The 23,382-nt window shown below is 39.9% G+C and carries 18 protein-coding genes, 1 tRNA gene and 1 pseudogene; 16 read left to right on the top strand and 4 right to left on the bottom strand.

Annotated features, from left to right (window positions below; translation table 11 throughout):
- Positions 1-115 precede the first annotated feature (115 nt).
- The 11 genes from ACTJJG_RS15545 to ACTJJG_RS15495 all read left to right on the top strand — a co-directional run bounded on the left by ACTJJG_RS15545 (position 116) and on the right by ACTJJG_RS15495 (position 13,498).
- A tRNA-Trp gene (locus tag ACTJJG_RS15545) sits at positions 116-191 on the top strand.
- A gap of 75 nt (positions 192-266) precedes the next feature.
- Positions 267-707, top strand: a complete 441-nt coding sequence (secE, locus tag ACTJJG_RS15540; protein ID WP_002114837.1) for a preprotein translocase subunit SecE — start codon at positions 267-269, stop codon at positions 705-707.
- A gap of 7 nt (positions 708-714) precedes the next feature.
- Positions 715-1,248: a transcription termination/antitermination protein NusG gene (gene nusG, locus ACTJJG_RS15535; RefSeq protein ID WP_002115092.1), complete on the top strand. Its 534-nt coding sequence runs from the start codon at positions 715-717 to the stop codon at positions 1,246-1,248.
- Positions 1,249-1,357: 109 nt separating this feature from the next.
- Entirely contained in the window at positions 1,358-1,786 is a 429-nt protein-coding gene (rplK, locus tag ACTJJG_RS15530) for a 50S ribosomal protein L11 (RefSeq protein ID WP_001074682.1), read from the top strand.
- A 3-nt stretch (positions 1,787-1,789) separates the two neighbouring features.
- Positions 1,790-2,485, top strand: coding sequence for a 50S ribosomal protein L1 (gene rplA, locus ACTJJG_RS15525; protein ID WP_005065788.1), 696 nt, complete (start codon positions 1,790-1,792; stop codon positions 2,483-2,485).
- Between the two features lie 310 nt (positions 2,486-2,795).
- Positions 2,796-3,302: a 50S ribosomal protein L10 gene (gene rplJ / locus ACTJJG_RS15520; protein ID WP_002115099.1), complete on the top strand. Its 507-nt coding sequence runs from the start codon at positions 2,796-2,798 to the stop codon at positions 3,300-3,302.
- Between the two features lie 42 nt (positions 3,303-3,344).
- Positions 3,345-3,716, top strand: a complete 372-nt coding sequence (rplL, locus tag ACTJJG_RS15515; protein ID WP_001229360.1) for a 50S ribosomal protein L7/L12 — start codon at positions 3,345-3,347, stop codon at positions 3,714-3,716.
- Between the two features lie 304 nt (positions 3,717-4,020).
- Entirely contained in the window at positions 4,021-8,109 is a 4,089-nt protein-coding gene (rpoB, locus tag ACTJJG_RS15510; protein WP_002114857.1) for a DNA-directed RNA polymerase subunit beta, read from the top strand.
- 86 nt (positions 8,110-8,195) lie between these two features.
- Positions 8,196-12,389, top strand: a complete 4,194-nt coding sequence (rpoC, locus tag ACTJJG_RS15505) for a DNA-directed RNA polymerase subunit beta' (RefSeq protein WP_002114988.1) — start codon at positions 8,196-8,198, stop codon at positions 12,387-12,389.
- Between the two features lie 180 nt (positions 12,390-12,569).
- Positions 12,570-12,935 (top strand): hypothetical protein, encoded by a 366-nt coding sequence (locus tag ACTJJG_RS15500; RefSeq protein WP_005065793.1) that lies wholly within the window; start codon positions 12,570-12,572, stop codon positions 12,933-12,935.
- Positions 12,936-13,141: 206 nt separating this feature from the next.
- Entirely contained in the window at positions 13,142-13,498 is a 357-nt protein-coding gene (locus ACTJJG_RS15495) for a hypothetical protein (protein WP_002115127.1), read from the top strand.
- A 40-nt stretch (positions 13,499-13,538) separates the two neighbouring features.
- Here ACTJJG_RS15495 and ACTJJG_RS15490 read toward each other — a convergent pair whose 3' ends face one another.
- Positions 13,539-14,024 carry a DUF4442 domain-containing protein gene (locus tag ACTJJG_RS15490; RefSeq protein ID WP_005079397.1) on the bottom strand — a complete coding sequence of 162 codons (486 nt, stop codon included), beginning with the start codon at positions 14,022-14,024 and terminating at the stop codon, positions 13,539-13,541.
- Between the two features lie 117 nt (positions 14,025-14,141).
- Between ACTJJG_RS15490 and ACTJJG_RS15485 the strand changes: the two genes are divergently transcribed.
- The 5 genes from ACTJJG_RS15485 to htpG all read left to right on the top strand — a co-directional run bounded on the left by ACTJJG_RS15485 (position 14,142) and on the right by htpG (position 20,029).
- Positions 14,142-15,020 (top strand): alpha/beta fold hydrolase, encoded by an 879-nt coding sequence (locus ACTJJG_RS15485; RefSeq protein ID WP_080591616.1) that lies wholly within the window; start codon positions 14,142-14,144, stop codon positions 15,018-15,020.
- 101 nt (positions 15,021-15,121) lie between these two features.
- A complete protein-coding gene (locus ACTJJG_RS15480) occupies positions 15,122-16,546 on the top strand; it encodes a Na+/H+ antiporter family protein (RefSeq protein WP_002114813.1) in 1,425 nt (474 codons plus the stop codon).
- Positions 16,547-16,876: 330 nt separating this feature from the next.
- The gene (locus ACTJJG_RS15475; protein ID WP_005065804.1) at positions 16,877-17,467 is read left to right on the top strand and encodes an OmpW/AlkL family protein; all 591 of its coding nucleotides are present in this window, start codon (positions 16,877-16,879) and stop codon (positions 17,465-17,467) included.
- A gap of 187 nt (positions 17,468-17,654) precedes the next feature.
- The gene (locus ACTJJG_RS15470; RefSeq protein WP_005065806.1) at positions 17,655-18,008 is read left to right on the top strand and encodes a lysozyme inhibitor LprI family protein; all 354 of its coding nucleotides are present in this window, start codon (positions 17,655-17,657) and stop codon (positions 18,006-18,008) included.
- 101 nt (positions 18,009-18,109) lie between these two features.
- Complete coding sequence (htpG, locus tag ACTJJG_RS15465; RefSeq protein ID WP_005065808.1) at positions 18,110-20,029, top strand: molecular chaperone HtpG; 1,920 nt, start codon at positions 18,110-18,112, stop codon at positions 20,027-20,029.
- 86 nt (positions 20,030-20,115) lie between these two features.
- Here htpG and ACTJJG_RS15460 read toward each other — a convergent pair.
- The 3 genes and pseudogenes from ACTJJG_RS15460 to ACTJJG_RS15450 all read right to left on the bottom strand — a co-directional run bounded on the left by ACTJJG_RS15460 (position 20,116) and on the right by ACTJJG_RS15450 (position 23,337).
- Positions 20,116-21,008, bottom strand: a pseudogene (locus tag ACTJJG_RS15460) (selenocysteine synthase).
- Positions 21,009-21,133: 125 nt separating this feature from the next.
- The gene (locus ACTJJG_RS15455; RefSeq protein WP_005065814.1) at positions 21,134-22,276 is read right to left on the bottom strand and encodes a hypothetical protein; all 1,143 of its coding nucleotides are present in this window, start codon (positions 22,274-22,276) and stop codon (positions 21,134-21,136) included.
- A 359-nt stretch (positions 22,277-22,635) separates the two neighbouring features.
- Positions 22,636-23,337, bottom strand: coding sequence for a DsbA family oxidoreductase (locus tag ACTJJG_RS15450; protein WP_002114847.1), 702 nt, complete (start codon positions 23,335-23,337; stop codon positions 22,636-22,638).
- Positions 23,338-23,382 lie beyond the last annotated feature (45 nt).

Here is a 23,382-nt window from a genome sequence, read left to right as displayed (position 1 = left end):
CCGTGAAGGTGGTCGTACTGTAGGTGCTGGTGTTGTTGCGAAAGTAACTGCATAAGCATATTATAGTGACGGATTACGTCTCAGGTTGAGGGCTTTGGCTCTCAACTTGCATTATAGGTCAGTAGTTCAATTGGTAGAGCGTCGGTCTCCAAAACCGAATGTTGGGGGTTCGAGTCCCTCCTGACCTGCCATATTTTGAAATAAAAAGCTTGATGCTGGCTTAGTTGTTCATATAATAAGTCGCGAGTTCTACGACGAGTACAAAAATGTCGAATGATAAATCGCGTGACGCATTGAGCGACGCGCCAATTCCTCAAAGAAATAATTCTGCTGAAGTTGTTCGTTCTGGTTCACCTTTAGATATTGTTCTATGGGTGATAGCAATAGCATTGTTGCTTTTAGCTACCATGGTGAATCAGCATTTGCCAGCGTATTGGGCACCTGCAAATAATGTTTGGGTGCGCGTTGGGGCAATTTTTGCTTGTATCGTTGTGGCTTTAGGTTTATTATACGCCACCCATCAAGGTAAAGGCTTCGTTCGCTTGCTAAAAGATGCACGAGTCGAATTGCGTCGAGTAACTTGGCCAACAAAACAGGAAACAGTCACTACATCGTGGCAGGTTCTATTGGTTGTAGTTGTTGCATCATTGGTTTTATGGTGCTTTGACTATGGTTTGGGTTGGTTAATTAAGTTGATTATCGGGTAAAAGAGCTATGAAACGTTGGTACATTATTCATGCCTACTCTGGCTATGAAAAACAAGTGATGCGTTCACTTACAGAACGAATCCAGCGTAGCGCTGTTGCCGATAGCTTTGGTGATGTCCTTGTTCCTACCGAAGAAGTGGTAGAAATGAAGGATGGTAAGAAACGTAAATCTGAGCGTAAATTCTTTCCTGGCTATGTGTTAGTCGAAATGGAAATGAATGATGATACTTGGCATATCGTTAAAGAATGTCCAAAGGTTCTAGGTTTTATCGGTGGTACACCTGAAAAACCAGCACCAATTACTCAACGTGAAGCAGATGCGATTCTTGCGCGTGTACGTAATACTGGTGAAGCGCCACGTCCTAAAACGATGTTTGAGCCAGGTGAAGAATTACTTGTTATTGATGGTCCATTCACAGACTTTAAAGGTGTGGTGGAAGAAGTTCAATACGATAAGTCACGTTTAACGTTGACGATTAATGTATTTAATCGACCAACTCAGGTTGAACTCGAGTTTCGCCAAGTCGAAAAAACGATTTAATCTCAATTGGTTGAAAAGCGCCCGATTTTATCGGGCATTGTTGTTGTAACAGTAGTGTTGCGTAAAGATTGGGGAGCCTAGCGGCGTTTGTACCCAGAGGTATTTTAAAATGGCTAAGAAGATTGACGGCTATATCAAGCTGCAAGTTCCAGCTGGTAAAGCAAATCCATCTCCACCAATTGGTCCTGCATTAGGTCAACGTGGTGTAAACATCATGGCATTCTGTAAAGAATTCAATGCTGCTACACAAAAAGTTGAACCAGGTCTTCCAATTCCTGTAGTGATTACTGTGTACAACGACAAGTCGTTCACATTCATCATGAAAACTCCTCCAGCTTCTATTCTTCTTAAGAAAGCTGCTGGTATTCAAAAGGGTTCATCTGTACCAAACAAAACTAAAGTTGGTAAGTTGACTCGTGCTCAGTTAGAAGAAATTGCGACTACTAAAGAACCGGATTTAACTGGTGCTGATTTAGACGCACGTGTTCGTACCATCGCTGGTTCTGCACGTTCTATGGGCTTGGAAGTGGAGCTATAAGACATGGCAAAGTTAACTAAACGTCAAAAAGCCATTGCTGCTGCTGTTGAAGCAAACAAAGTTTACACTTTGGAAGAAGCAGTACAAGTTCTTAACAGCCTACCTGCTGCAAAGTTCAAAGAATCTTTGGATGTAGCTGTAAATCTTGGTGTAGACCCACGTAAATCTGATCAGGTTGTTCGTGGCGCAACTACATTACCTGCAGGTACTGGTAAAACTGTACGTGTAGCTGTATTTGCTCAAGGCGCGCAAGCAGAAGCTGCTAAAGAAGCTGGTGCTGATGTTGTAGGTTTTGATGACCTTGCTGAAAGCATCCAAGGTGGAAACCTTGACTTTGATGTTGTAATCGCTGCTCCTGACGCTATGCGTGTTGTTGGTAAGCTCGGTACAATTCTTGGTCCACGTGGTTTAATGCCAAACCCTAAAGTTGGTACTGTAACTCCTGACGTAGCGAATGCTGTTAAAAACGCTAAATCTGGTCAGGCTCGTTACCGTGTAGACAAAGCGGGTATTATCCATGCTGCGATCGGTCAATTAGGCTTTGATGCTGCTGCTATCCGTCAAAACGTTGAAACCTTAGTTGCTGACTTGAAAAAGTTAAAACCTGCAACTTCTAAAGGTGTATACATCAAAAAGATCACTTTGAGCTCAACTATGGGTCCTGGTCTTACAGTTGATGTAAACAACGTTTCTAACTAAGTTTAGACTTAGTAAAGAATTTTAAAGTCCTGATTGGGGACAGAACTTAAATAGAAATGTTTTCTATTTGGTTGGGTGGAGCAAAGCTTTATCCCTTACCCGTCAGGCGGACTTTGAATTGATAAATGAGAATTTATCAGCGTCAAAGACCTCAGGCGAAAAGATGCCGTTTTCGAATAGCACTTTTCTTAATAAACCAGCCTGCGTAGACGCGGTGGTGTGATTTGTTCCTCCTCCGCGTGTAAGTCGAAAGGCTTACGAATTGGGAGTGTGCCCATTGGGTACATAAATCACCTTAGGAGGTTTTACAATGGCTCTTCTTATTGAAGACAAAAAACAGATCGTTGCGGAAGTAAGTGAAGTTGCTTCTAAGGCGTTTGCAGCCGTTGTTGCTGACTACCAAGGCTTAAGCGTAGAGCAATTAACAACACTTCGTGTTGAAGCTCGTAAGTTAGGTGTTTCTACACGTATTGTACGTAACACTTTGGCTAAACGCGCACTTCAAGATACTCAATTCAATATCTTGAACGACAACCTTGTTGGTCCAACAATTCTAGGTTTTTCAACTTCTGAAGATGACATGGGTGCAGCTGCACGTTTGTTCGAAGATTTTGCTAAAACTAACAAAGCATTTGAGTTAAAAGCTGCTGCATTTGACGGCAAAGTTTATCAAGGTGCTGACGTTAGCGTAATTGCAAACCTTCCGAACCAAGAGAAAGCTCTTACTATGCTTGCCTCTGTCCTTCAAGCTCCTATTTCGAAATTGGGTCGCCTTATTACAGCGCTCAAAGAGAAAAACGAGTCAGAAGCTGCTTAATCAATTTTACACACCATTCAATATCCATTTGGAGTTATTCTCATGGCTTTAACTAACGAAGAAATCTTAAACGCAGTTGCTGAAAAAACTGTTCTTGAACTTGTTGAATTAATTTCTGCTTTCGAAGAGAAATTCAACGTTTCAGCTGCAGCTGTTGCTGTTGCTGCTCCAGCTGGTGGCGCTGCTGCTGCTGCTGAAGAACAATCTGAATTCAACGTTGAGTTGACTTCTTTCGGTGCTAACAAAGTAGCTGTAATTAAAGCAGTTCGTGAAGCAACTGGCCTTGGTCTTAAAGAAGCTAAAGACCTAGTTGAAGGTGCTCCTCAAGTTCTTAAAGAAGGCGTTTCTAAAGAAGAAGGCGAAGAACTTAAGAAGAAACTTGAAGAAGCTGGTGCTACAGTTACACTTAAGTAATTGTAAAAGGAGTCGGTTTTTAAATCGGCTCCATAAAATGGCTGATGGCTCTTGGGTCATCAGCCTTTTTGCGTTACAATAATCGGCTCGATTTTTGTTAGTTTTGTTTGTTTTTTAGAAAAATTCAAATAAAACAAGTAATTTCAAATGTTTACCAATATTTTTCTTTTTTAAAAATATTGTTAAGCGTTTTTATACCACTAAAAATTGCAGCATTTGTAAACAGTGGTGGCCATATCGGCCTGCGTAATTCCTTCTGAGCCCGTTCTGCAGGCGGGCTTGGTTTACTTTCCGAGGACTCCAGATGGCATACTCATATACCGAAAAGAAACGGATCCGTAAGAATTTTGGTAAATTGCCCCAAGTAATGGATGCACCGTACTTACTATCGATTCAGGTCGATTCGTACAGAACATTCTTGCAAGATGGCAAAACTCCAAAAAACCGCGAAGATATCGGTCTCCAAGCCGCATTTCGTTCAGTTTTTCCTATCGAAAGTTATTCTGGCAATGCTGCTTTAGAATTTGTTGAGTATAGCCTTGGTAAACCTGAGTTCGATGTACGCGAATGTATTCTTCGTGGTTCGACTTATGCGGCACCAATGCGCGTTAAAATTCGTTTGATTATTAAAGATCGCGAAACTAAATCAATTAAAGACGTACGAGAACAAGAAGTCTATATGGGTGAAATTCCACTCATGACTGAAAACGGTACATTCGTCATTAATGGTACTGAGCGTGTAATCGTATCTCAATTACATCGTTCACCAGGCGTTTTCTTTGATCACGATAAAGGTAAAACCCACTCAAGTGGTAAAGTGTTGTATTCAGCACGTATCATTCCTTACCGTGGTTCATGGTTAGACTTCGAATTTGATGCAAAAGACTTAGTTTACGTACGTATTGACCGTCGTCGTAAATTACTTGCTACTGTTGTGTTACGTGCACTAGGTTATAACAACGAACAAATCTTGAATTTGTTCTATGAAAAAGTGCCTGTGTATCTTGACATGGGCAGTTACCAGATTGACCTAGTACCTGAACGTTTACGTGGGGAAATGGCTCAATTTGATATTGCTGACAATGACGGTAAAGTTATTGTTGAGCAAGGTAAACGTATTAATGCTCGTCATGTACGTCAAATGGAAGCTGCTGGTTTAACAAAACTTTCAGTTCCTGATGAATACTTATATGAGCGTATCACTGCTGAAAATATTACTTTGCGTGATGGTGAAGTAATTGCTGCGAATACTTTGTTAAGCCATGAAGTTATGGTGAAGTTGGCAGAAGGTGGTGTTAAACAGTTCAATATCTTGTTTACGAACGATATTGACCGTGGTTCGTTTGTTGCTGACACATTACGTGCAGATACAACAGCTGGCCGTGAAGAAGCATTAGTTGAAATTTATAAAGTAATGCGTCCAGGCGAGCCGCCAACAAAAGAAGCTGCTGAAAACTTATTCAATAACTTATTCTTCTCTTCTGAGCGTTATGACTTATCTCCAGTAGGTCGTATGAAGTTCAACCGTCGTTTGGGTCGTCCATACGAAGTTGGTACTGACCAGAAGTCACGTGAAGTAGAAGGTATTTTATCGCACGAAGATATCATTGATGTATTACGTACATTAGTTGAAATCCGTAACGGTAAAGGTGAAGTCGACGATATCGATCACTTGGGTAACCGTCGTGTACGTTCTGTTGGTGAAATGACTGAAAACCAATTCCGTGTTGGTTTGGTACGTGTTGAACGTGCAGTTAAAGAACGTTTAAGCCAAGCAGAAACAGATAACTTGTCTCCACAAGATCTAATTAACGCTAAACCAGTTGCAGCTGCAATCAAAGAATTCTTTGGTTCAAGCCAATTATCTCAGTTCATGGACCAAAACAACCCATTATCTGAGATTACGCATAAGCGTCGTGTATCAGCGCTTGGGCCTGGTGGTTTAACACGTGAACGTGCGGGCTTTGAAGTACGTGACGTACATCAAACTCACTATGGTCGTGTATGTCCAATTGAAACGCCGGAAGGTCCAAACATTGGTTTGATCAACTCGCTTTCTGTATATGCAAAAGCAAATGACTTCGGTTTCTTGGAAACACCTTACCGTAAAGTAGTAGATGGTCGAGTAACTGATGCAGTTGAATACCTTTCTGCGATTGAAGAAGTAGGTACTGTTATTGCACAGGCCGATTCTGCAGTAGATAAAGATGGCAACCTAACAGAAGAGTTTGTTTCTGTTCGTCATCAAGGTGAATTCGTACGTATGCCACCTGAAAAAGTGACGCATATGGACGTTTCTGCTCAGCAAGTTGTATCTGTTGCTGCATCACTTATTCCATTCCTTGAACACGATGACGCGAACCGTGCGCTTATGGGTTCAAACATGCAACGTCAGGCAGTTCCTACTCTACGTGCGGATAAACCGCTTGTAGGTACAGGTATGGAAGCGAACGTTGCACGTGACTCAGGTGTGTGTGTGATCGCAAACCGTGGTGGTGCAATTGAATACGTAGATGCTTCTCGTATCGTTATTCGTGTAAACGAAGATGAAATGATTGCTGGTGAGGCGGGTGTAGATATCTACAACCTCATTAAATATACGCGTTCTAACCAAAACACTTGTATCAACCAAAATATTATCGTGAATTTGGGCGACAAAGTTGCTCGCGGTGATATCTTGGCAGACGGTCCGTCTACAGATATGGGTGAGCTTGCGCTTGGTCAAAACATGCGCGTTGCGTTCATGACTTGGAATGGTTACAACTATGAAGACTCGATCTTATTATCTGAGCGCGTACTTCAAGAAGACCGTTTAACTTCTATTCATATTCAAGAATTATCTTGTGTAGCGCGTGATACTAAGTTAGGTGCAGAAGAAATTACTGCCGATATTCCTAACGTTGGTGAAGCTGCACTTTCTAAACTTGATGAATCAGGTATCGTTTATATCGGTGCTGAAGTTACAGCAGGTGACATTCTTGTTGGTAAAGTAACGCCTAAAGGTGAAACTCAGTTAACTCCTGAAGAAAAATTGCTTCGTGCAATCTTTGGTGAGAAAGCAGCTGACGTTAAAGATTCATCTTTACGTGTTCCATCTGGTACAAAAGGTACAGTTATCGATGTTCAAGTCTTCACTCGTGATGGCTTAGAGAAAGATGACCGTGCATTGGCGATCGAAAAAGCACAACTTGATGCTTACCGTAAAGACTTGAAAGAAGAATACAAGATCTTTGAAGAAGCAGCTCGTGAGCGTGTAATTCGTTTGCTTAAAGGCCAAGAGTCTAATGGCGGTGGTTCAACTAAACGTGGTGACAAACTCGTTGAAGAAGTGTTATCTGGTTTAGAGCTTGTTGATTTACTTGAAATTCAACCGGCAGATGAAGCAATCGCTGAGCGTTTAACTCAAATTCAAGTGTTCTTAAAAGAAAAGAGCGCAGAAATTGACGAGAAATTCGCTGAGAAGAAACGTAAGCTTGCAACAGGTGATGAATTAACAACTGGCGTATTGAAAGTTGTTAAAGTTTACTTAGCTGTTAAACGTCGTATTCAGCCTGGTGATAAGATGGCTGGTCGTCACGGTAACAAGGGTGTTGTATCTAACATCTTACCTGTTGAAGACATGCCACACGATGCTAACGGTGTACCAGTAGATATCGTATTGAACCCGTTGGGCGTACCATCTCGTATGAACGTGGGTCAGATTCTTGAGACTCACTTAGGTATGGCGGCTAAAGGGCTTGGTGATAAAATCGAGAAAATGTTGAAAGAACAGCGTACAGTTTTAGAACTGCGTGAATTCTTAGACAAGATTTATAACAAAGTCGGTGGTGAGCAAGAAGATCTTGATAGCTTAACTGATGCTGAAGTCTTGGCACTTTCAGGCAACTTACGTGCAGGTGTACCTTTAGCTACTCCTGTATTCGATGGTGCTGAAGAAAGCCAAATTAAAGACTTGCTTGAGTTAGCTGGTATCTCTCGTACAGGTCAAACAGTATTGTTTGATGGCCGTACTGGTGAACAGTTTGATCGTCCTGTAACTGTAGGTTACATGTACATGCTCAAATTGAACCACTTGGTTGATGACAAGATGCATGCGCGTTCAACTGGTTCTTACTCTCTTGTTACACAGCAACCGCTTGGTGGTAAAGCACAATTCGGTGGTCAGCGTTTCGGTGAGATGGAGGTCTGGGCACTCGAAGCTTACGGCGCAGCATATACTCTCCAAGAGATGTTAACTGTTAAGTCGGATGACGTTGAAGGTCGTACACGCATCTATAAGAATATTGTAGATGGTAACCATTATATGGATCCGGGTATGCCTGAATCGTTCAACGTATTGACCAAAGAGATCCGTTCTTTAGGTATCAACATTGAACTGAAAAATGGTGATTAAGTCGTAAGACTCACGATTTTTTAGGTAAAAACAATATTTGTGACCCAGTCGGGTAAGCGTTGCTTCCCGACACACGGAGAAAAAAATTGAAAGACTTGCTCGATATCATGCGTAAGAAAACGGACTCAGATGGTCATGCACCAATTGAGTTTGACCGTATCCGTATTGGTCTTGCGTCACCAGAAATGATTAAGTCATGGTCTCATGGTGAAGTTAAAAAACCTGAGACAATTAACTACCGTACTTTTAAACCTGAACGTGACGGTTTGTTCTGTGCCAAAATTTTTGGTCCAGTAAAAGATTACGAATGCTTGTGTGGTAAATACAAGCGTATGAAATACAAAGGCGTCATTTGTGAAAAATGTGGCGTTGAAGTAACTACAGCGAAAGTTCGTCGTGAACGTATGGGTCACATTGAACTTGCTTCTCCAGTTGCACATATCTGGTTCTTAAAATCGTTACCGAGCCGTATCGGTTTATTATTAGATATGACACTTCGTGATATCGAACGTGTATTGTATTTCGAATCATACGTTGTAACTGACCCAGGTATGACTCCGTTTGAAAAGTATCAACTTTTAACAGACGAAGAATACTTCAATGCACTTGAAGAACACGGTGATGAATTCACTGCGAAAATGGGTGCAGAAGCGGTTCAGGACTTGTTGAAAGATATCGATCTTGAAGCTGAAATCGCACGTTTACGTGAAGAAATTCCTCAAACAACTTCTGAAACGAAGTTGAAAAAAGCGTCTAAGCGCTTGAAATTGATGGAAGCATTCAAAGATTCAAACAACAAGCCAGAATGGATGGTGATGAATGTACTTCCGGTACTTCCACCTGATTTACGTCCATTAGTTCCACTTGAAGGTGGTCGTTTCGCGACTTCTGACTTGAACGATTTATACCGTCGTGTCATTAACCGTAACAACCGTTTGAAGCGTCTTCTTGACCTTGCTGCTCCAGATATCATCGTACGTAACGAAAAACGTATGTTACAAGAGTCTGTAGATGCATTGCTTGATAACGGTCGTCGTGGTCGTGCAATTACTGGTTCTAACAAGCGTCCATTAAAATCTTTGGCAGATATGATCAAAGGTAAACAAGGTCGTTTCCGTCAGAACTTATTAGGTAAGCGTGTTGACTATTCTGGTCGTTCGGTAATTACTGTAGGTCCTACTTTACGTCTTCACCAATGTGGTCTTCCGAAGAAAATGGCACTTGAATTATTCAAGCCATTCATTTTCGCGAAACTACAAGCTTCAGGTCAGGCAACTACCATTAAAGCTGCGAAGAAAATGGTTGAGCGTGAGACTCCGGAAGTTTGGGACGTTCTTGCTTCTGTAATTCGTCAACACCCAGTAATGTTGAACCGTGCGCCAACACTTCACCGTTTAGGTCTTCAAGCATTTGAACCTATTCTTATTGAAGGTAAGGCAATCCGTCTTCACCCACTCGTTTGTGCTGCGTTTAACGCCGACTTCGATGGTGACCAAATGGCGGTACACGTTCCATTGACACTTGAAGCACAGTTAGAAGCTCGTGCATTGATGATGTCAACAAACAACATCTTGTCACCAGCAAACGGTGAGCCAATCATTGTTCCTTCTCAGGACGTTGTCTTGGGTCTTTACTACATCACACGTGATGCTGTAAATGCCAAAGGTGAAGGCATGGTGTTCGCGGATACTCATGAAGTAAACCGTGCACTTGCTACTGGTCAGGTTGCGATCCATGCGCGTGTTAAAGTACGTGTACACCAAACTGTTATCAATGAAAATGGTGAACGTGAACACCAAACTATTATTGTTGATACAACACCTGGTCGTTGTTTGCTTTGGGAAATTGTTCCACAAGGCTTGAGCTTTGACATGATCAACCTTGAGATGACTAAAAAGAACATCTCTAAATTGATCAACTCTTGCTACCGTAAACTTGGTTTGAAAGATACAGTTATCTTTGCTGACCAATTAATGTACTTGGGCTTCCGTCAAGCGACTCGTTCAGGTGTATCTGTAGGTATGGAAGACATGCTCATTCCACCTACTAAGCACACAATTATTGATAAAGCAGAAACAGAAGTTCGTGAAATCGAACAACAGTTCGAACAAGGTTTCGTAACTGCTGGTGAGCGTTATAACAAAGTTGTCGATATCTGGGCGCGTACAAACGACCAAGTTGCTAAAGCAATGATGGATAACTTGTCTTATACACTTGTTAAAAACAAACAAGGTGAAGATGAGAAACAAAAATCATTCAACAGCATCTATATGATGTCTGACTCTGGTGCCCGTGGTAGTGCGGCACAGATTCGTCAGCTTGCTGGTATGCGTGGTTTGATGGCAAAACCGGATGGCTCAATTATTGAGACTCCGATTAAAGCGAACTTCCGTGAAGGTTTAACAGTACTTCAGTACTTTATTTCAACACACGGTGCGCGTAAAGGTTTGGCCGATACAGCATTGAAAACTGCGAACTCTGGTTACTTGACTCGTCGTCTTGTAGACGTAGCGCAAGACTTGGTAATTACTGAACCTGACTGTGGTACAGCGGGTGGTTTAGTAATGACTCCATTCATTCAGGGTGGTGATGTCATCGAGCCATTACGTGACCGCGTATTAGGTCGTGTAACTGCTGAAGACGTACGTCGTGCATCTGATGATGAAGTTGTATTACCTCGTGGTACGTTAATTGACGAGAAAATCGCAGCTCAGCTTGAAGAAGCTGGTGTCGATGAAGTTAAAGTACGTTCAGTAATCGCATGTGAATCAACATTCGGTGTATGTGCTCGTTGTTATGGTCGTGACCTTGCACGTGGTCACTTGGTGAACCCAGGTGAATCAGTCGGTGTAATGGCTGCACAGTCAATCGGTGAGCCGGGTACACAGTTAACAATGCGTACGTTCCACGTTGGTGGTGCTGCGAGCCGAACTTCTGCTGCGAACAGTGTTCAAGTACGTAATAAAGGTACTGTACGTTTCCATAACGTGAAAACTGTACAACATGCAAAAGGCCACTTGGTTTCAGTTTCACGTTCAGGTGAAATTGGTATTGCCGATGATTTAGGTCGTGAACGCGAGCGTTATAAACTTCCTTACGGTGCAAGCATCTTGTTGAAAGATGGTGAAGCTGTAGAAGCTGGCGGTATCGTAGCGACTTGGGATCCGCATACACATCCATTGGTAACAGAAGTTGCTGGTAAAGCGCGCTTCAGCCAAATCGCTGATGGCGTAACTGCAACATCGAAAACTGATGATGCAACTGGTATGACTACTGTTGAAATCTTGCCTGTAACAGCTCGTCCTGCTTCTGGTAAAGACTTACGTCCTGCAATCGTGTTGGATACAACAGATGGCGGCGAACAGTTCTACTTCTTGCCACAAAATACAATCGTAACTGTCCGTGACGGCGAAACGATTGGTGTGGGTGACGTTATTGGTCGTGTACCACAAGAAACATCACGTACTCGTGATATTACCGGTGGTCTTCCGCGTGTAGCTGACTTGTTCGAAGCGCGTAAGCCAAAAGAGCATGCAATTCTTGCTGAAGTATCAGGTGTTGTAAGCTTCGGTAAAGAGACTAAGGGTAAAAACCGTTTGGTAATTACTCCTGATGATGGTTCTGAGATTTACGAAGAATTGATTCCAAAATGGCGTCAAATCAACGTATTCGAAGGCGAGCATGTGAACCGTGGTGAGACTATTTCTGATGGTCCACAAAACCCACATGACATCTTGCGTTTGAAAGGAGAAGTTGCATTAACTAACTACATCGTGAACGAAGTTCAAGACGTTTACCGTCTCCAAGGTGTAAAAATCAACGATAAGCACATTGAAGTTATCGTACGTCAAATGTTGCGTAAAGTTGATATCACTGATGGCGGTGATACAAGCTTCATTAAAGGCGAGCAAGTGGATTACATCCGCGTTGTTCAAGAGAACCAAGCTGTCTTGGCTCAGAACAAGTTCCCTGCGAAGTTTGAACGTCAATTGATGGGTATTACGAAAGCATCGCTTTCTACTGACTCGTTCATCTCTGCTGCATCGTTCCAGGAAACAACTCGTGTGTTAACTGAAGCGGCTGTAACAGGTAAAGAAGATGATTTACGTGGCTTGAAAGAAAACGTTGTAGTAGGTCGCTTGATTCCAGCAGGTACTGGTCTTGCGTACCACTTAGAGCGTCGTCGTCAAGAAGCAGAAGCTGCAGAGCATGAGCTTCATAATGACTTCAGCGAAGTAGATCAAGCATTTAGCCAAGCATTAAACTCTGAACAATTCTAAGTTTAGGCTGGCAATAAAAAAGGCACCTTAGGGTGCCTTTTTTATTTATATCTATTTATAACAATTTTAAATTGTAATTACATAAACATATTAAAGAGCCATTATTTTATTACTTAAGCGGGATAAATACTCCACAAAAACACACTAGGCTACCTGCTTATGAAGACTGGAGTAAATCTAATGAAAAAAATGATGATGATTGTTAGTGTTGGCCTGATGTCTACAACTTTGTTTGTTGGTTGTCAGAATGCAAGCCCAGAAAGTCAACGTATTGGTTCAGCTGCTATTGGTGGTGGTGCAGGTGGTGCAGTAGGAAAACACGTGGGCGGTAATATAGGTGCAGGTCTAGGAGCGGCACTCGGTGCAGGTGTTGCGGCTAATGCAAAAGGGTCTAGCAGTAAAACCGTACGTAATAGTGCAATTGGTGCTGGTGTCGGCGCTGTATTAGGTGGAGCAATTATTGGTGGTGACGCTGGTGCTGCTACAGGTGGAGCATTGGGTGGTAGTGCCGGTGCAGCCTATGAAGAGAAGAAAGGGAAGTACTAAAAGTATCCTTAATAATTGTTAAACTATAGAAGTCTTTATGTGATTAAAGACTTCTTTTTTATAATTAAAATTTTGCTTAATAAATATAAAAGGCAGAGCTTTACAAAATATCAATCGATTAGGACAGACGGATAACACAATCTGATCAAATTCCTCATAAAAGGGGATTATTCTTTTCTCTAGAACAGATCATTGTGAGAACGGTCATGAAAAAAACAATTGGATTAGTTTCTGCTTTAATGTTGTCTACACTTATGTTCACAGGCTGCCAAAATATGAGCCCATCTGATCAACGTATTGGTGCAGCAGCAGCAGGTGGAGCACTTGGTGGTGGTTTAGGTAACCATGTAGGTGGAGGTATTGGTGCAGGCTTAGGCGCAGCGGTAGGTGCAGGCGTAGGTTCTAATACCCAAGGCGGCAGTAAACAGACAACGACTAAGAGTGCGATTGGTGCTGGTATCGGTTCAGTCGTAGGTAAAGCACTGATTGGTGGTGACTCTGGTGCTGCAATTGGCGGTGCGATCGGTGGTGGTGCTGGTGCTGCGATTGAAGAGAAAAGATAAAAAATTAACAAATAAAAATAAGCGCTTTTAGCGCTTATTTTTATTGAGGAAAAGGTTTCGCTTTTTTACGTCTGATATAAAGCGTTTTCTGAACCTCTGCAATTCTTACCCCAGATTCATCAAAAATGTTTAGATGATAAGTTCTTAAAACAGGTTCATAGTTCTCGGCAAGTTCACGAATTTGTTCTATTTCAGCTAAATCAACTCGAATATCTGCATGTACAGTACTGCGTCCTGGAGAAAGAAAATTGATTTCGGCAGCTTTGTCCCAAACAATATATTTTGATCCGAGATGATGCATAAGAATCATCATATAAAATGGGTCAACCATTGAATAAAGACTTCCACCAAAATGTGTACCGACTAAATTTTGATTTTTCCAAGTCAGTGGCATTTTTACGCGCACATGGCAAAGTTCTAAATTCATGATTTCAATATAAATCCCTGCGCCACGATAAGGGGGATAGTGATTAAATAGAAATTTTGAAATCGTAGGATTGTTCTGAAGTCTTCTTAAAATAGCCATAATAGTCAATTTTTTTTATTGCAACAGTATTCATACTAGATAAGTATCATCTTTTTTATATTGATGGCAATGCTCTATCCGACTAACGACATGATCGATTGAAAAACAAGATAGGAAATGATTATGCAGCCAAAAGTTCATACAGTAACAACAAGTGATCAACAAACGCTTTGTGCTAAAACATGGGGTGACGAAAAAAATACTCCCTTGGTCTTAGTACATGGCTATCCAGACAATCAAGAAGTATGGGAATCAATCATTGAGCATTTGATTAATGACTTCTATATTGTTACTTACGATGTGCGTGGAGCTGGTTTGTCATCTATACCAAAACGTATACGTGATTACCGTTTAGAGCGTTTATCTCTAGATCTCCAAGAAGTTGTTGATGAGTTATTACCAAATCGTCAATTCCATATGGCTGCACATGATTGGGGTTCGATTCAGTCTTGGGAGTCGGTCACTGAGCCTAAGTTCAAAGGTCGTTTATTATCATACACCACCATTTCTGGACCATGTCTTGATCATGCCGCTTTATTTTTACGTGATAAATTTAAATCTTCACCAGCTCAAATCTTAAAAATATTAACCAAATCTTGGTATATCGGGGCATTCCATCTTCCGTTATTAGCACCCACCGTATGGTCTCTATTTAGTCCTGAAAAATGGGGTAAAGTTCTTACTCAGTTGGAAAGGAAAAGTAATTTACCTTTAAATAATAATATTAATGCTGATGGTAAATATGGCATTAATTTATACCGTGCCAATTTTATTCCTCGCTTAACTGGCCCACGTCAACGTTATGCACAGTGTCCAGTTAAGGCTGTTATTTTAAAATATGATACTTTTGTAAGCCCAGAATACATCACTGAGGCCATGCCAAAGTGGGTTGAAAAATTTGAATATGTAGAGCTTAACGCAAATCACTGGGCCATTCTGAGTGAGCCAGAGAAAATAGCAACTCATATTCGTGAGTTTATTAAAGCTCAAGCGTAACAGCTAAATAACTGCATAAAACTGTTAATTCGGCGATATTTTCGGCTTCATAGATATGAATCTGCTAGAATATCGCCTTTTGTTTTGCTCTGAACTTATTCATGAATGCTGTCGTTATTGCGATTGCAGTGATGTTCTTATTATCACTGGCGCGCGTTTCTGTCGTACTGACTTTAGTGGTTTCTGCCATTGTGGGCGGCCTCGTAGCAGGTTTAAGCCTTTCTCAAACCGTTGAAGCTTTTAACGCTGGTCTTGGTGACGGTGCTGAAGTTGCACTTGCCTATGCAGTGTTAGGGGCATTTGCTCTTGCTCTATCAAAATCTGGTTTACCTGATTTACTTGCTCATAAGCTGATTGGTTTATTGGGAATGGAAGCTGGGAAAAGCCGTCAGACTAAAGTGAAATATCTCCTCTTAGGTATTTTATTAATTTCTGCTATTTTCTCTCAAAACCTTATTCCAGTTCATATTGCCTTTATTCCTGTACTGGTTCCGCCACTACTAAGGGTAATGAACCATTTAAAATTAGACCGCCGCGCCGCAGCCTGTGTACTTACGCTAGGTTTGGTTGGTACTTATATTTTTCTTCCGGTTGGATTTGGTGCAATTTTCCTTGAACAGATTCTGATGGGAAATATCAACAAAATTGGGGCAGCGTACGGCTTACATGTTGATCGGGCAATGATGCCAATTGGCATGGCCATTCCTGTTTTAGGTATGGTATTAGGCACCTTGGTTGCCGTATTTATTAGCTACCGTAAACCAAGAATTTATGCTGATCGTGCGATTACGCCTGTGACCACGATTGATTTAGATAAACCTATTCGTGCAACTACTCAAGTTGAAACAGCCGACTTAAAAGCAGATGCTGAAGAGTTAAAGCATGAAGCAGAGCAAGCACCAGTTATTGCAAAGAAAACGATCTTGATGGCACTACTCGCAATTGGCTTAACGCTCGCTGCGCAGCTATATTCAGGTTCGATGATTTTGGGTGGTTTAGTCGGTTTTGCTGTTCTATCTACTGCCGGAATTTTTAAATGGCAAGATGCAGATGATGTCTTTGTACAAGGCATGCGAATGATGGCTTTAGTGGGCTTCATCATGATTTCTGCTGCCGGTTTCGCCTCAGTAATGACTCATACTGGTGATATTAATCAGTTAGTAAATGGTGTAGTCGAGATTATTGGAGATAACCGCGCGCTTGCAGCATTCTTAATGCTTTGTATTGGCTTATTTGTGACAATTGGTATTGGTTCATCTTTCTCGAGTGTTCCTGTATTAGCTGTTATTTATGTGCCTTTATGTGTGCAGTTTGGTTTCTCACCATTAGCAACGATTGCACTTATTGGTACAGCAGCAGCATTAGGTGATGCTGGATCGCCAGCCTCTGACTCAACCTTAGGGCCAACAGCTGGTTTAGGTGTAGATGGGCAACACGATCATATTTGGGATACAGTCGTACCTACCTTTATTCACTTTAATATTCCGCTATTAATTTTTGGCTGGATCGCTGCAATGGTTTTATAAAGTTTTCATAAAATATTAAAGTGTAAACCTTCTTAATAACGATCTTTAGATTTAAATTAAGAAGGTTTTTTTATTGTCTAAATAAAACATGTATTCAAAATAAATTATATTAAAATACTCGGAATTTAAAAGTATATTAAAATGGTTGGTAATATAAAATAATCTTGATTAATGAGGTTGGGATAAAAACCTATTAAAATAGTTGGATAATATATAATTTTATTTAAAACAGTAGTTTAAAAATAAACTATAAAATAATTTTATAATGAGTATTGCATGGTTTTAAAATAAATGTTTATTATAAATATAAATAAGGTTGGAGATATTAAAGTGTTTAAAAAAGCTTTGGTTATTGCATTAATGGGGATGTCTTCTTTTACTTTTGCTGGTAACTGGCAAGTGAAATTTGGTGGTAGTGTTATTGCTCCATCTGAAGATACAACAACACCTTTAGGCGTGGTAAAAGCAGATCATGAATATGCATTTACACCATCGGTAGAATACTTTTTTGGTCAGTCTCCATTTTCGGCAGAATTATTATTAGCAACACCTATTAATCATGATGTATTGCTAGATGGTAAAAATGCAGCACGTATAAAACAATTACCACCAACAATTACTGCAAAATATCATTTTAAAAACTCTACACGTTTCACACCGTATATTGGTATTGGTGCTACAGCATTTATTCCTTGGGATGAAGAAGGTGCAGCGGTAAAGGTTAAAGAAGATTTTGGTTTGGCAGGTCAAGTTGGTTTTAATTTCCAACCTGCTGATGCTAAAAACTGGGGTGTATTTGTAGATGTACGTTATGCTGATATTAGTCCGGAAGTAACAATTGATCCATCAATTGCTAACTACAAGTTTGATCTAGATATTAATCCTTTTGTTTATACTTTGGGTTATAGCTATAAATTTTAAGCATAATAATAAATAGAAAAATATAATAATAAACCTAGACTCAGGCACCTCACATATATTTTATGTGAGGTTTTTTTATGGATTTTATTTGCACTAAAAAAAGCATAAAACAGACAGTTTTATACATATTTTCTGCAAGTTTTTTTCTAAACTAATTTCTATTCATTACAAGCATGGGAATAAAAACATGAATAACAAATTAGCGATTTGTTTAGCACTTTTGAGTGGTATTGCTTTTACTCAAAATTTACAAGCTGCAAGTTTTTCGTGCGATACTGCAAAAACGAAAACGGAAAAAAGTATTTGTAAAAACCGTTCTTTAAATGATGCAGATGTAAAAATGGCAACGACGTATCAAATCGTTTTGCATGCTTTACCTATGGGTGGGCGAGATAACCAGAAAGATACTCAGCAACAATGGCTGAAAAAAAGAAATGCTTGTGCTGCCAATGTCAGTTGTATTAGCAAAGCTTACCAACAACGTCAAAAGCAGTTAGATACGATATTGCAAGATAGGGTGTTAAGCCACGGCCCATTTTAATTAGAGTAAAAATTTTTGATATTCAGGATTGAAAAATTCTAGAAGTACTCCATTCATAAAGCATTCGAGAACAAACAGCTTCAAAATTTAAGGAGTGATTTATGAGTGAACAAGCATCACAAAATTATAGTTTCCAAGCAGAAGTTGCCCAGCTTTTACATTTAGTGACGCATTCTCTCTATTCTAACCCTGAGATTTTCTTACGTGAGCTTATCTCTAATGCATCAGATGCATGTGATAAGTTACGTTTTGAAGGAATTAATCATCCTGAATATTATGAAAATGATCCAGACTTACATGTACGAATCAGTTTAAATAAAGAAGATAAAACGTTAACGATTTCTGATAATGGTATTGGTTTAAGCCAGCAAGAAGCAATTGATAACTTAGGTACAATTGCTAAGTCAGGTACTAAAGATTTCATGTCAAAATTAACTGGCGATCAAAAAGCAGATGCTCAGTTGATTGGTCAATTTGGTGTGGGTTTTTATTCAGGTTTTATTGTTGCCGACAAGATTACGGTTGAATCACGCCGTGCGGGTCTAGAGGCATCTGAAGGGGTGCGCTGGATTAGTGGTGGTACAGGCGAGTTTGAAGTTCAGCAAATTGATAAAGCCTCACGTGGTACTGACATTATTCTTCACTTACGTGATGATGCGCTTGATTATTTAGAATCTTATAAAGTTAAGCAAATCGTTAATAAATATTCTGACCACATTAGCTTGCCAATTGAAATGCAAAAAGAAGTTTGGCAGGAAGAAGAAGTTGCTGAAGGTGAAGAGCCTAAAGGCGGCCAAATGGTCAAAACTGACGAGTGGGAAGCGATTAACTCGGCAAGTGCTTTATGGACACGTAACAAAAGCGAAGTGACTGAAGAGCAATATATTGAGTTCTATAAAAACTTAACTCATGACTTTGAAGCACCACTCGCTTGGGCACACAACCGTGTTGAAGGTAGTACGGAATATACCCAGTTACTTTATATTCCAAGTAAAGCACCACATGACATTTTTACTCGTGAAGCAAAAGCGGGAATTAAGCTATATGTAAAACGCGTCTTTATTATGGACGATGCGGATAATTTAATTCCAAACTATTTGCGCTTTGTGCAAGGTGTAGTGGACAGCGCTGATTTACCGCTTAATGTTAGCCGTGAGTTGTTGCAAGAAAGCCGTGATGTCAAAACGATTCGTGAAGGTAATGCACGCCGTGTATTAACTGTACTTGATAGTTTGGCTAAATCGGAAGATGAAAAAGACCAAGAAAAATTCAAGACCTTCTATAGTGAGTTTGGTTCAGTACTTAAAGAAGGCTTGGGTGAAGACTTTGGTAACCGTGAACGTATTTTAAAATTATTACGTTATGCGACTTCAACAAATGATGAAGTAACGACTTCTTTTGCTGACTATAAGGCACGTATGAAAGAGGGCCAAAAAGCCATCTATTATGTGACTGCTGACAGTCTAGCAGCAGCGAAAAACTCGCCGCAGCTTGAGTTGTTTAAGAAAAAAGGCATTGAAGTGTTATTAATGGCAGAGCGTGTTGACGAATGGGCAATGAATTTTGTTCAAGAGTTTGACGGTACACCATTAAAGAATGTGTCGAAAGGGGCTGTTGATTTAGGCGATTTGCAAGATGCTGAAGAGAAGAAAGCACTTGAGCAAGCAGCTGAACAGTTTAAGCCTGTTGTTGAGAAACTAAGTGACTCATTAAAGGCTAAAACTAAAGAAGTACGTGTAACTACACGACTAGTTGATTCTCCAGCGTGTTTAGTAACAAGTGAAGGTGAATTGTCTCCACAACTTATTCGTATGCTTAAACAAGCGGGGCAAGCCGTACCTGAAATTAAGCCAATTTTAGAAATTAACCCTGAGCATCCTTTAGTGAAAAAACTTGAAGGCTCAGAGCAATTTGATGACTTGGCAAATGTGATTTTCGATCAGGCTGTGATTGCTGAAGGTGGTTTACCTGAAGACCCAGCAGCTTACGTGAAACGCATTAATAGCTTATTGTTGAAATAATTTTTTGATATAAAAAAAAGCCTCTGAACTGTCAGGGGCTTTTTTGTGGATAAAGAAAGAGTTATCCACAACCTGATGATTTTTGTTTAAAAATTAGCTTCAAGATTCATTTGCACACTGAGTTGGTGTTTCGGATCATCATCAATATGGTTAAAAAAATTAAGATCATTTTGGATAAAAATCCAATCTCTCCATATCGGTTGACGCCATGAAATATAAGGCCCCCAGCTATTTAGTCGAATATCATTTTTAGTATATACGCCACCGCTATAAATACCGTAAGTCAGGCTATTATCTTTCACAAACTCAAATTGTTGAAAAGTCCAATTGCCCCAGTTGTAATCTTCATTTTCGCTCTTGTTCACATTAAATTTATTAGAAAATAATGTGTTATCTTGCATTTCTGCGTTAAGTTTAGGGTAGTTTCAGAATAATTTCGGCTGGTAGAGCCGTAACGAAAGATCTGTTCTGTATCAATTCTAATGTTATGTCTCAAATTCCATTTCTTCTTTGCTAAAAATTGTACGTAGATATCACTATCTGAATTTGAGCCTAAATCGAGGTCATTTTCAAAAGGCATCCATGTTGAAATGGTGGCCCAGCTCGCACTCAGTGGATTTGTGACTGAAACCTGAGTTGATGAATTCTTCTTCTTTCTTTTACCCAAAGCTTTATACGTTTGTTCAGGTTGAGTCGCACGTTTCCATAACGTATCATTTCCAAATACAGCCATAAGCTCTTGAATTAAACCAGCATCAGATAAAGTATTGTTTGCTTCTACTTCACAAGGTGAGCGTGAAAGTGATTGTCTTTTTACTTTAGCGAAACTCGTAGAAGAATAGGGATAACGCCGTGACCGTTGGTGTTTTAAAGAGTTATAAAAAAAATGAGTATGTGGAAGTAAAGCTAATACACCTAAACTATAAATACAAATGAAGACTGTCGATTTATTTTGAAATGGAGAAGAAAATTGATTCATTTTTAAAGATAAGGAATCAAAAACAAAAATTAGAACAGTACTTTAGAAGGCTAAGCTTAAAATTTTATTTAAAAGTATTTTGTTATTTATCACCTTGGATGAGGTCCAAGGTGATGTTTGCTAGCTTAGAAAAGTGCTTCTAAACGTAAGAAGGTGCTGACAAAATGATTACGGTCTTCGCGGTGGTCATTAAAGTAATTTACATCGCCTTGTACAAAGAACCATTCACGTAAAACGGGTTGGCGCCATGAAACAAAGGGTCCCCAACTGTTTAAACGTAAGTCATTGTCGTTGTAATAACCGCTAGTATAAATACCATAGTTAAAACGGTTGTTTGCAAAGAAACTGTGCTCGCGGAATGTTCGGTTTTCCCAAGCTAGATCGTCATCTTGATCATCGGCATAGGTTAGGCTGAACTGATTGGATAAAATCGGTTGATTCGGTCTAGCATGGGTAAGTTCAAGATTAGTACGTAAGTAGTTTTCGCTGTCTATGCCGTAACGATAAATTTGTTCAGCATAAAACTTAAAATCATTACGAAGTTGCCAATCTCTCGATGCTTTTAAACGAACATAAATATCGTCCCCAGAACGAATACCTAAGTCGGCATCGGTTTCGAAAGGCAGTTTTTTAGAAAAATTTGACCAACGTAAGGCAATTGAGCTGTTGTCATCTCGAGTTCGTTTGCCATCTAACTTCTTATTGGAGTCTTGATTTGGGTTTTGGTTAATATTAGCTGGACTGTTATTAAATTCATCATCTAAAGAATCATCACCAAATACCACGCTTAAACGTTTTTCTAGCGTAGGGAGCTTAATTTTACCGCGAATTCTGGGCTTAATTTCAAAGTTGTCGTATTCATTCCAATAGTTATCAACCATTACCCGAATAGTTGCACTAGCTGGTTTTTGTGGATCAACTTCACCAAACCAATTATCAATTTTTTCAGAAGTACGATCGGCCCAATTACGAATTTTCTTTTGCTTACGATCAACCCAGGTTTGATCTTCGGTTTGTTCGGTAGGCGGAACAATAGGCTCATTAGACTGCTCTGGAAAAATGGTTGGGGTTGCGTCTACCCAACGCGGAATTTGATCTAAGAGATTTTCGTCTGTGGTGACTTCAGTTTGTACTCCAGATGATGTACTTCCTATTTGTTGGTTTGTAGAAGAAGAGGCGGTCTCTGCATGAGCGATGCATACTGAACCAAATCCAATCGTTAAAAGTGCAAAAAGCTGCCAGTACGGCATTACATGAAATGTTTTCATATCTATCTTTATGTTTTGTTGTTGTTTCCACTTTTGTTGATTTTTCTAATAAAATCAAGAGGGAGACACAAAAGTTAAGTAAATTTAACTTTTTTTACATATTTGAAATAAATGAAAAAGTTTAAGCTATTAGCGATTATTTTTAGCCAAAAAAAATCCCCCAGTGAAGGGGGATGATAGATCAAGGAAACTTCAAATTCCGATCATTAAACACATAAAAAACAGAACATTACAGCGCGAATATTCTAAGCGGCAATAATAAACTGATTTTTAGCAATTAGATAGTTCTTTTTTTAGAACGCTCTATTGCTAAAATGATGATAAAACATACGATTTGATCACATTTTAATTGTGTTCATTTATTTCTTTGGAATATCGCAAGTTTCATCGGTACAAGCAGCTGCATCATCTTGCTCGACTTCTTCACTATCTGCTTTGATTTGTGCTTTTTCCAAAACTTGTAAAAAGACTTCACGTGGTTGAGCGCCAGCAAGAGCGATTCTTTGGTCAAATACAAAAAATGGCACGCCAGTTACATTAAGCTGCTCACGTGCAATTTTTTCATCATGACGGACAAAGTCAGATAGTTCGTTGGTATCTAGTACGTATTCAACTTCAGCATTGTCTAAACCAATACGAGATGCAATTTCTTCTACAACTTCACGTTCGCCAATTGCGAGACCTTCGGTCATATAAGCATGGAAAAAAGCTTCTTTAGCTTCATTACCTAAACCTTTGCTTTGCGCAAGGTGAATAATACGGTGTGCATTAAAACTATTGCCTGAGTTGGCTTTTTGCCATTGAAAATCAATACCTTCAGAAGCAGCCATGGCCGCAATATTGCGCTCCATTTCTTCCATCTCTTCATAGGTACGGCCATATTTTTTAGCTAGACGTTCAGTATTTGAAGTGTCATGTTTAGCTGGCGCATCAGGATCTAATTCAAAACTATGCCAGTGAATTTCAAGATCAATACCTGCTTCAGCAGCTACATGCTCAAGGCGTTTTTTACCAATATAACAAAAAGGGCAAACTACATCAGACCAGACATCAACACGCATGGGAGAATCTCATAAATTTTAATTACCCATCATAATAGGGATGAT

Origin of the sequence: Acinetobacter sp. 22512 (assembly GCF_052044755.1) — a bacterium.
GTDB lineage: Bacteria > Pseudomonadota > Gammaproteobacteria > Pseudomonadales > Moraxellaceae > Acinetobacter > Acinetobacter pittii.
This window is presented reverse-complemented; position numbering and strand designations above follow the sequence as displayed.

Excerpts from the sequence above, each read along its gene's own strand:
- rplJ (WP_002115099.1), top strand. The coding sequence starts at position 2,796 with ATGGCTCTTCTTATTGAAGACAAAAAACAGATCGTTGCGGAAGTAAGT.
- ACTJJG_RS15500 (WP_005065793.1), top strand. The coding sequence starts at position 12,570 with ATGAAAAAAATGATGATGATTGTTAGTGTTGGCCTGATGTCTACAACT.
- rplK (WP_001074682.1), top strand. The coding sequence starts at position 1,358 with ATGGCTAAGAAGATTGACGGCTATATCAAGCTGCAAGTTCCAGCTGGT.
- ACTJJG_RS15455 (WP_005065814.1), bottom strand. The coding sequence starts at position 22,276 with ATGAAAACATTTCATGTAATGCCGTACTGGCAGCTTTTTGCACTTTTA.
- rpoB (WP_002114857.1), top strand. The coding sequence starts at position 4,021 with ATGGCATACTCATATACCGAAAAGAAACGGATCCGTAAGAATTTTGGT.
- ACTJJG_RS15450 (WP_002114847.1), bottom strand. The coding sequence starts at position 23,337 with ATGCGTGTTGATGTCTGGTCTGATGTAGTTTGCCCTTTTTGTTATATT.
- ACTJJG_RS15490 (WP_005079397.1), bottom strand. The coding sequence starts at position 14,024 with ATGGCTATTTTAAGAAGACTTCAGAACAATCCTACGATTTCAAAATTT.
- ACTJJG_RS15470 (WP_005065806.1), top strand. The coding sequence starts at position 17,655 with ATGAATAACAAATTAGCGATTTGTTTAGCACTTTTGAGTGGTATTGCT.
- htpG (WP_005065808.1), top strand. The coding sequence starts at position 18,110 with ATGAGTGAACAAGCATCACAAAATTATAGTTTCCAAGCAGAAGTTGCC.
- ACTJJG_RS15485 (WP_080591616.1), top strand. The coding sequence starts at position 14,142 with ATGATTATGCAGCCAAAAGTTCATACAGTAACAACAAGTGATCAACAA.
- secE (WP_002114837.1), top strand. The coding sequence starts at position 267 with ATGTCGAATGATAAATCGCGTGACGCATTGAGCGACGCGCCAATTCCT.
- nusG (WP_002115092.1), top strand. The coding sequence starts at position 715 with ATGAAACGTTGGTACATTATTCATGCCTACTCTGGCTATGAAAAACAA.
- ACTJJG_RS15480 (WP_002114813.1), top strand. The coding sequence starts at position 15,122 with ATGAATGCTGTCGTTATTGCGATTGCAGTGATGTTCTTATTATCACTG.
- rplL (WP_001229360.1), top strand. The coding sequence starts at position 3,345 with ATGGCTTTAACTAACGAAGAAATCTTAAACGCAGTTGCTGAAAAAACT.
- ACTJJG_RS15495 (WP_002115127.1), top strand. The coding sequence starts at position 13,142 with ATGAAAAAAACAATTGGATTAGTTTCTGCTTTAATGTTGTCTACACTT.
- rplA (WP_005065788.1), top strand. The coding sequence starts at position 1,790 with ATGGCAAAGTTAACTAAACGTCAAAAAGCCATTGCTGCTGCTGTTGAA.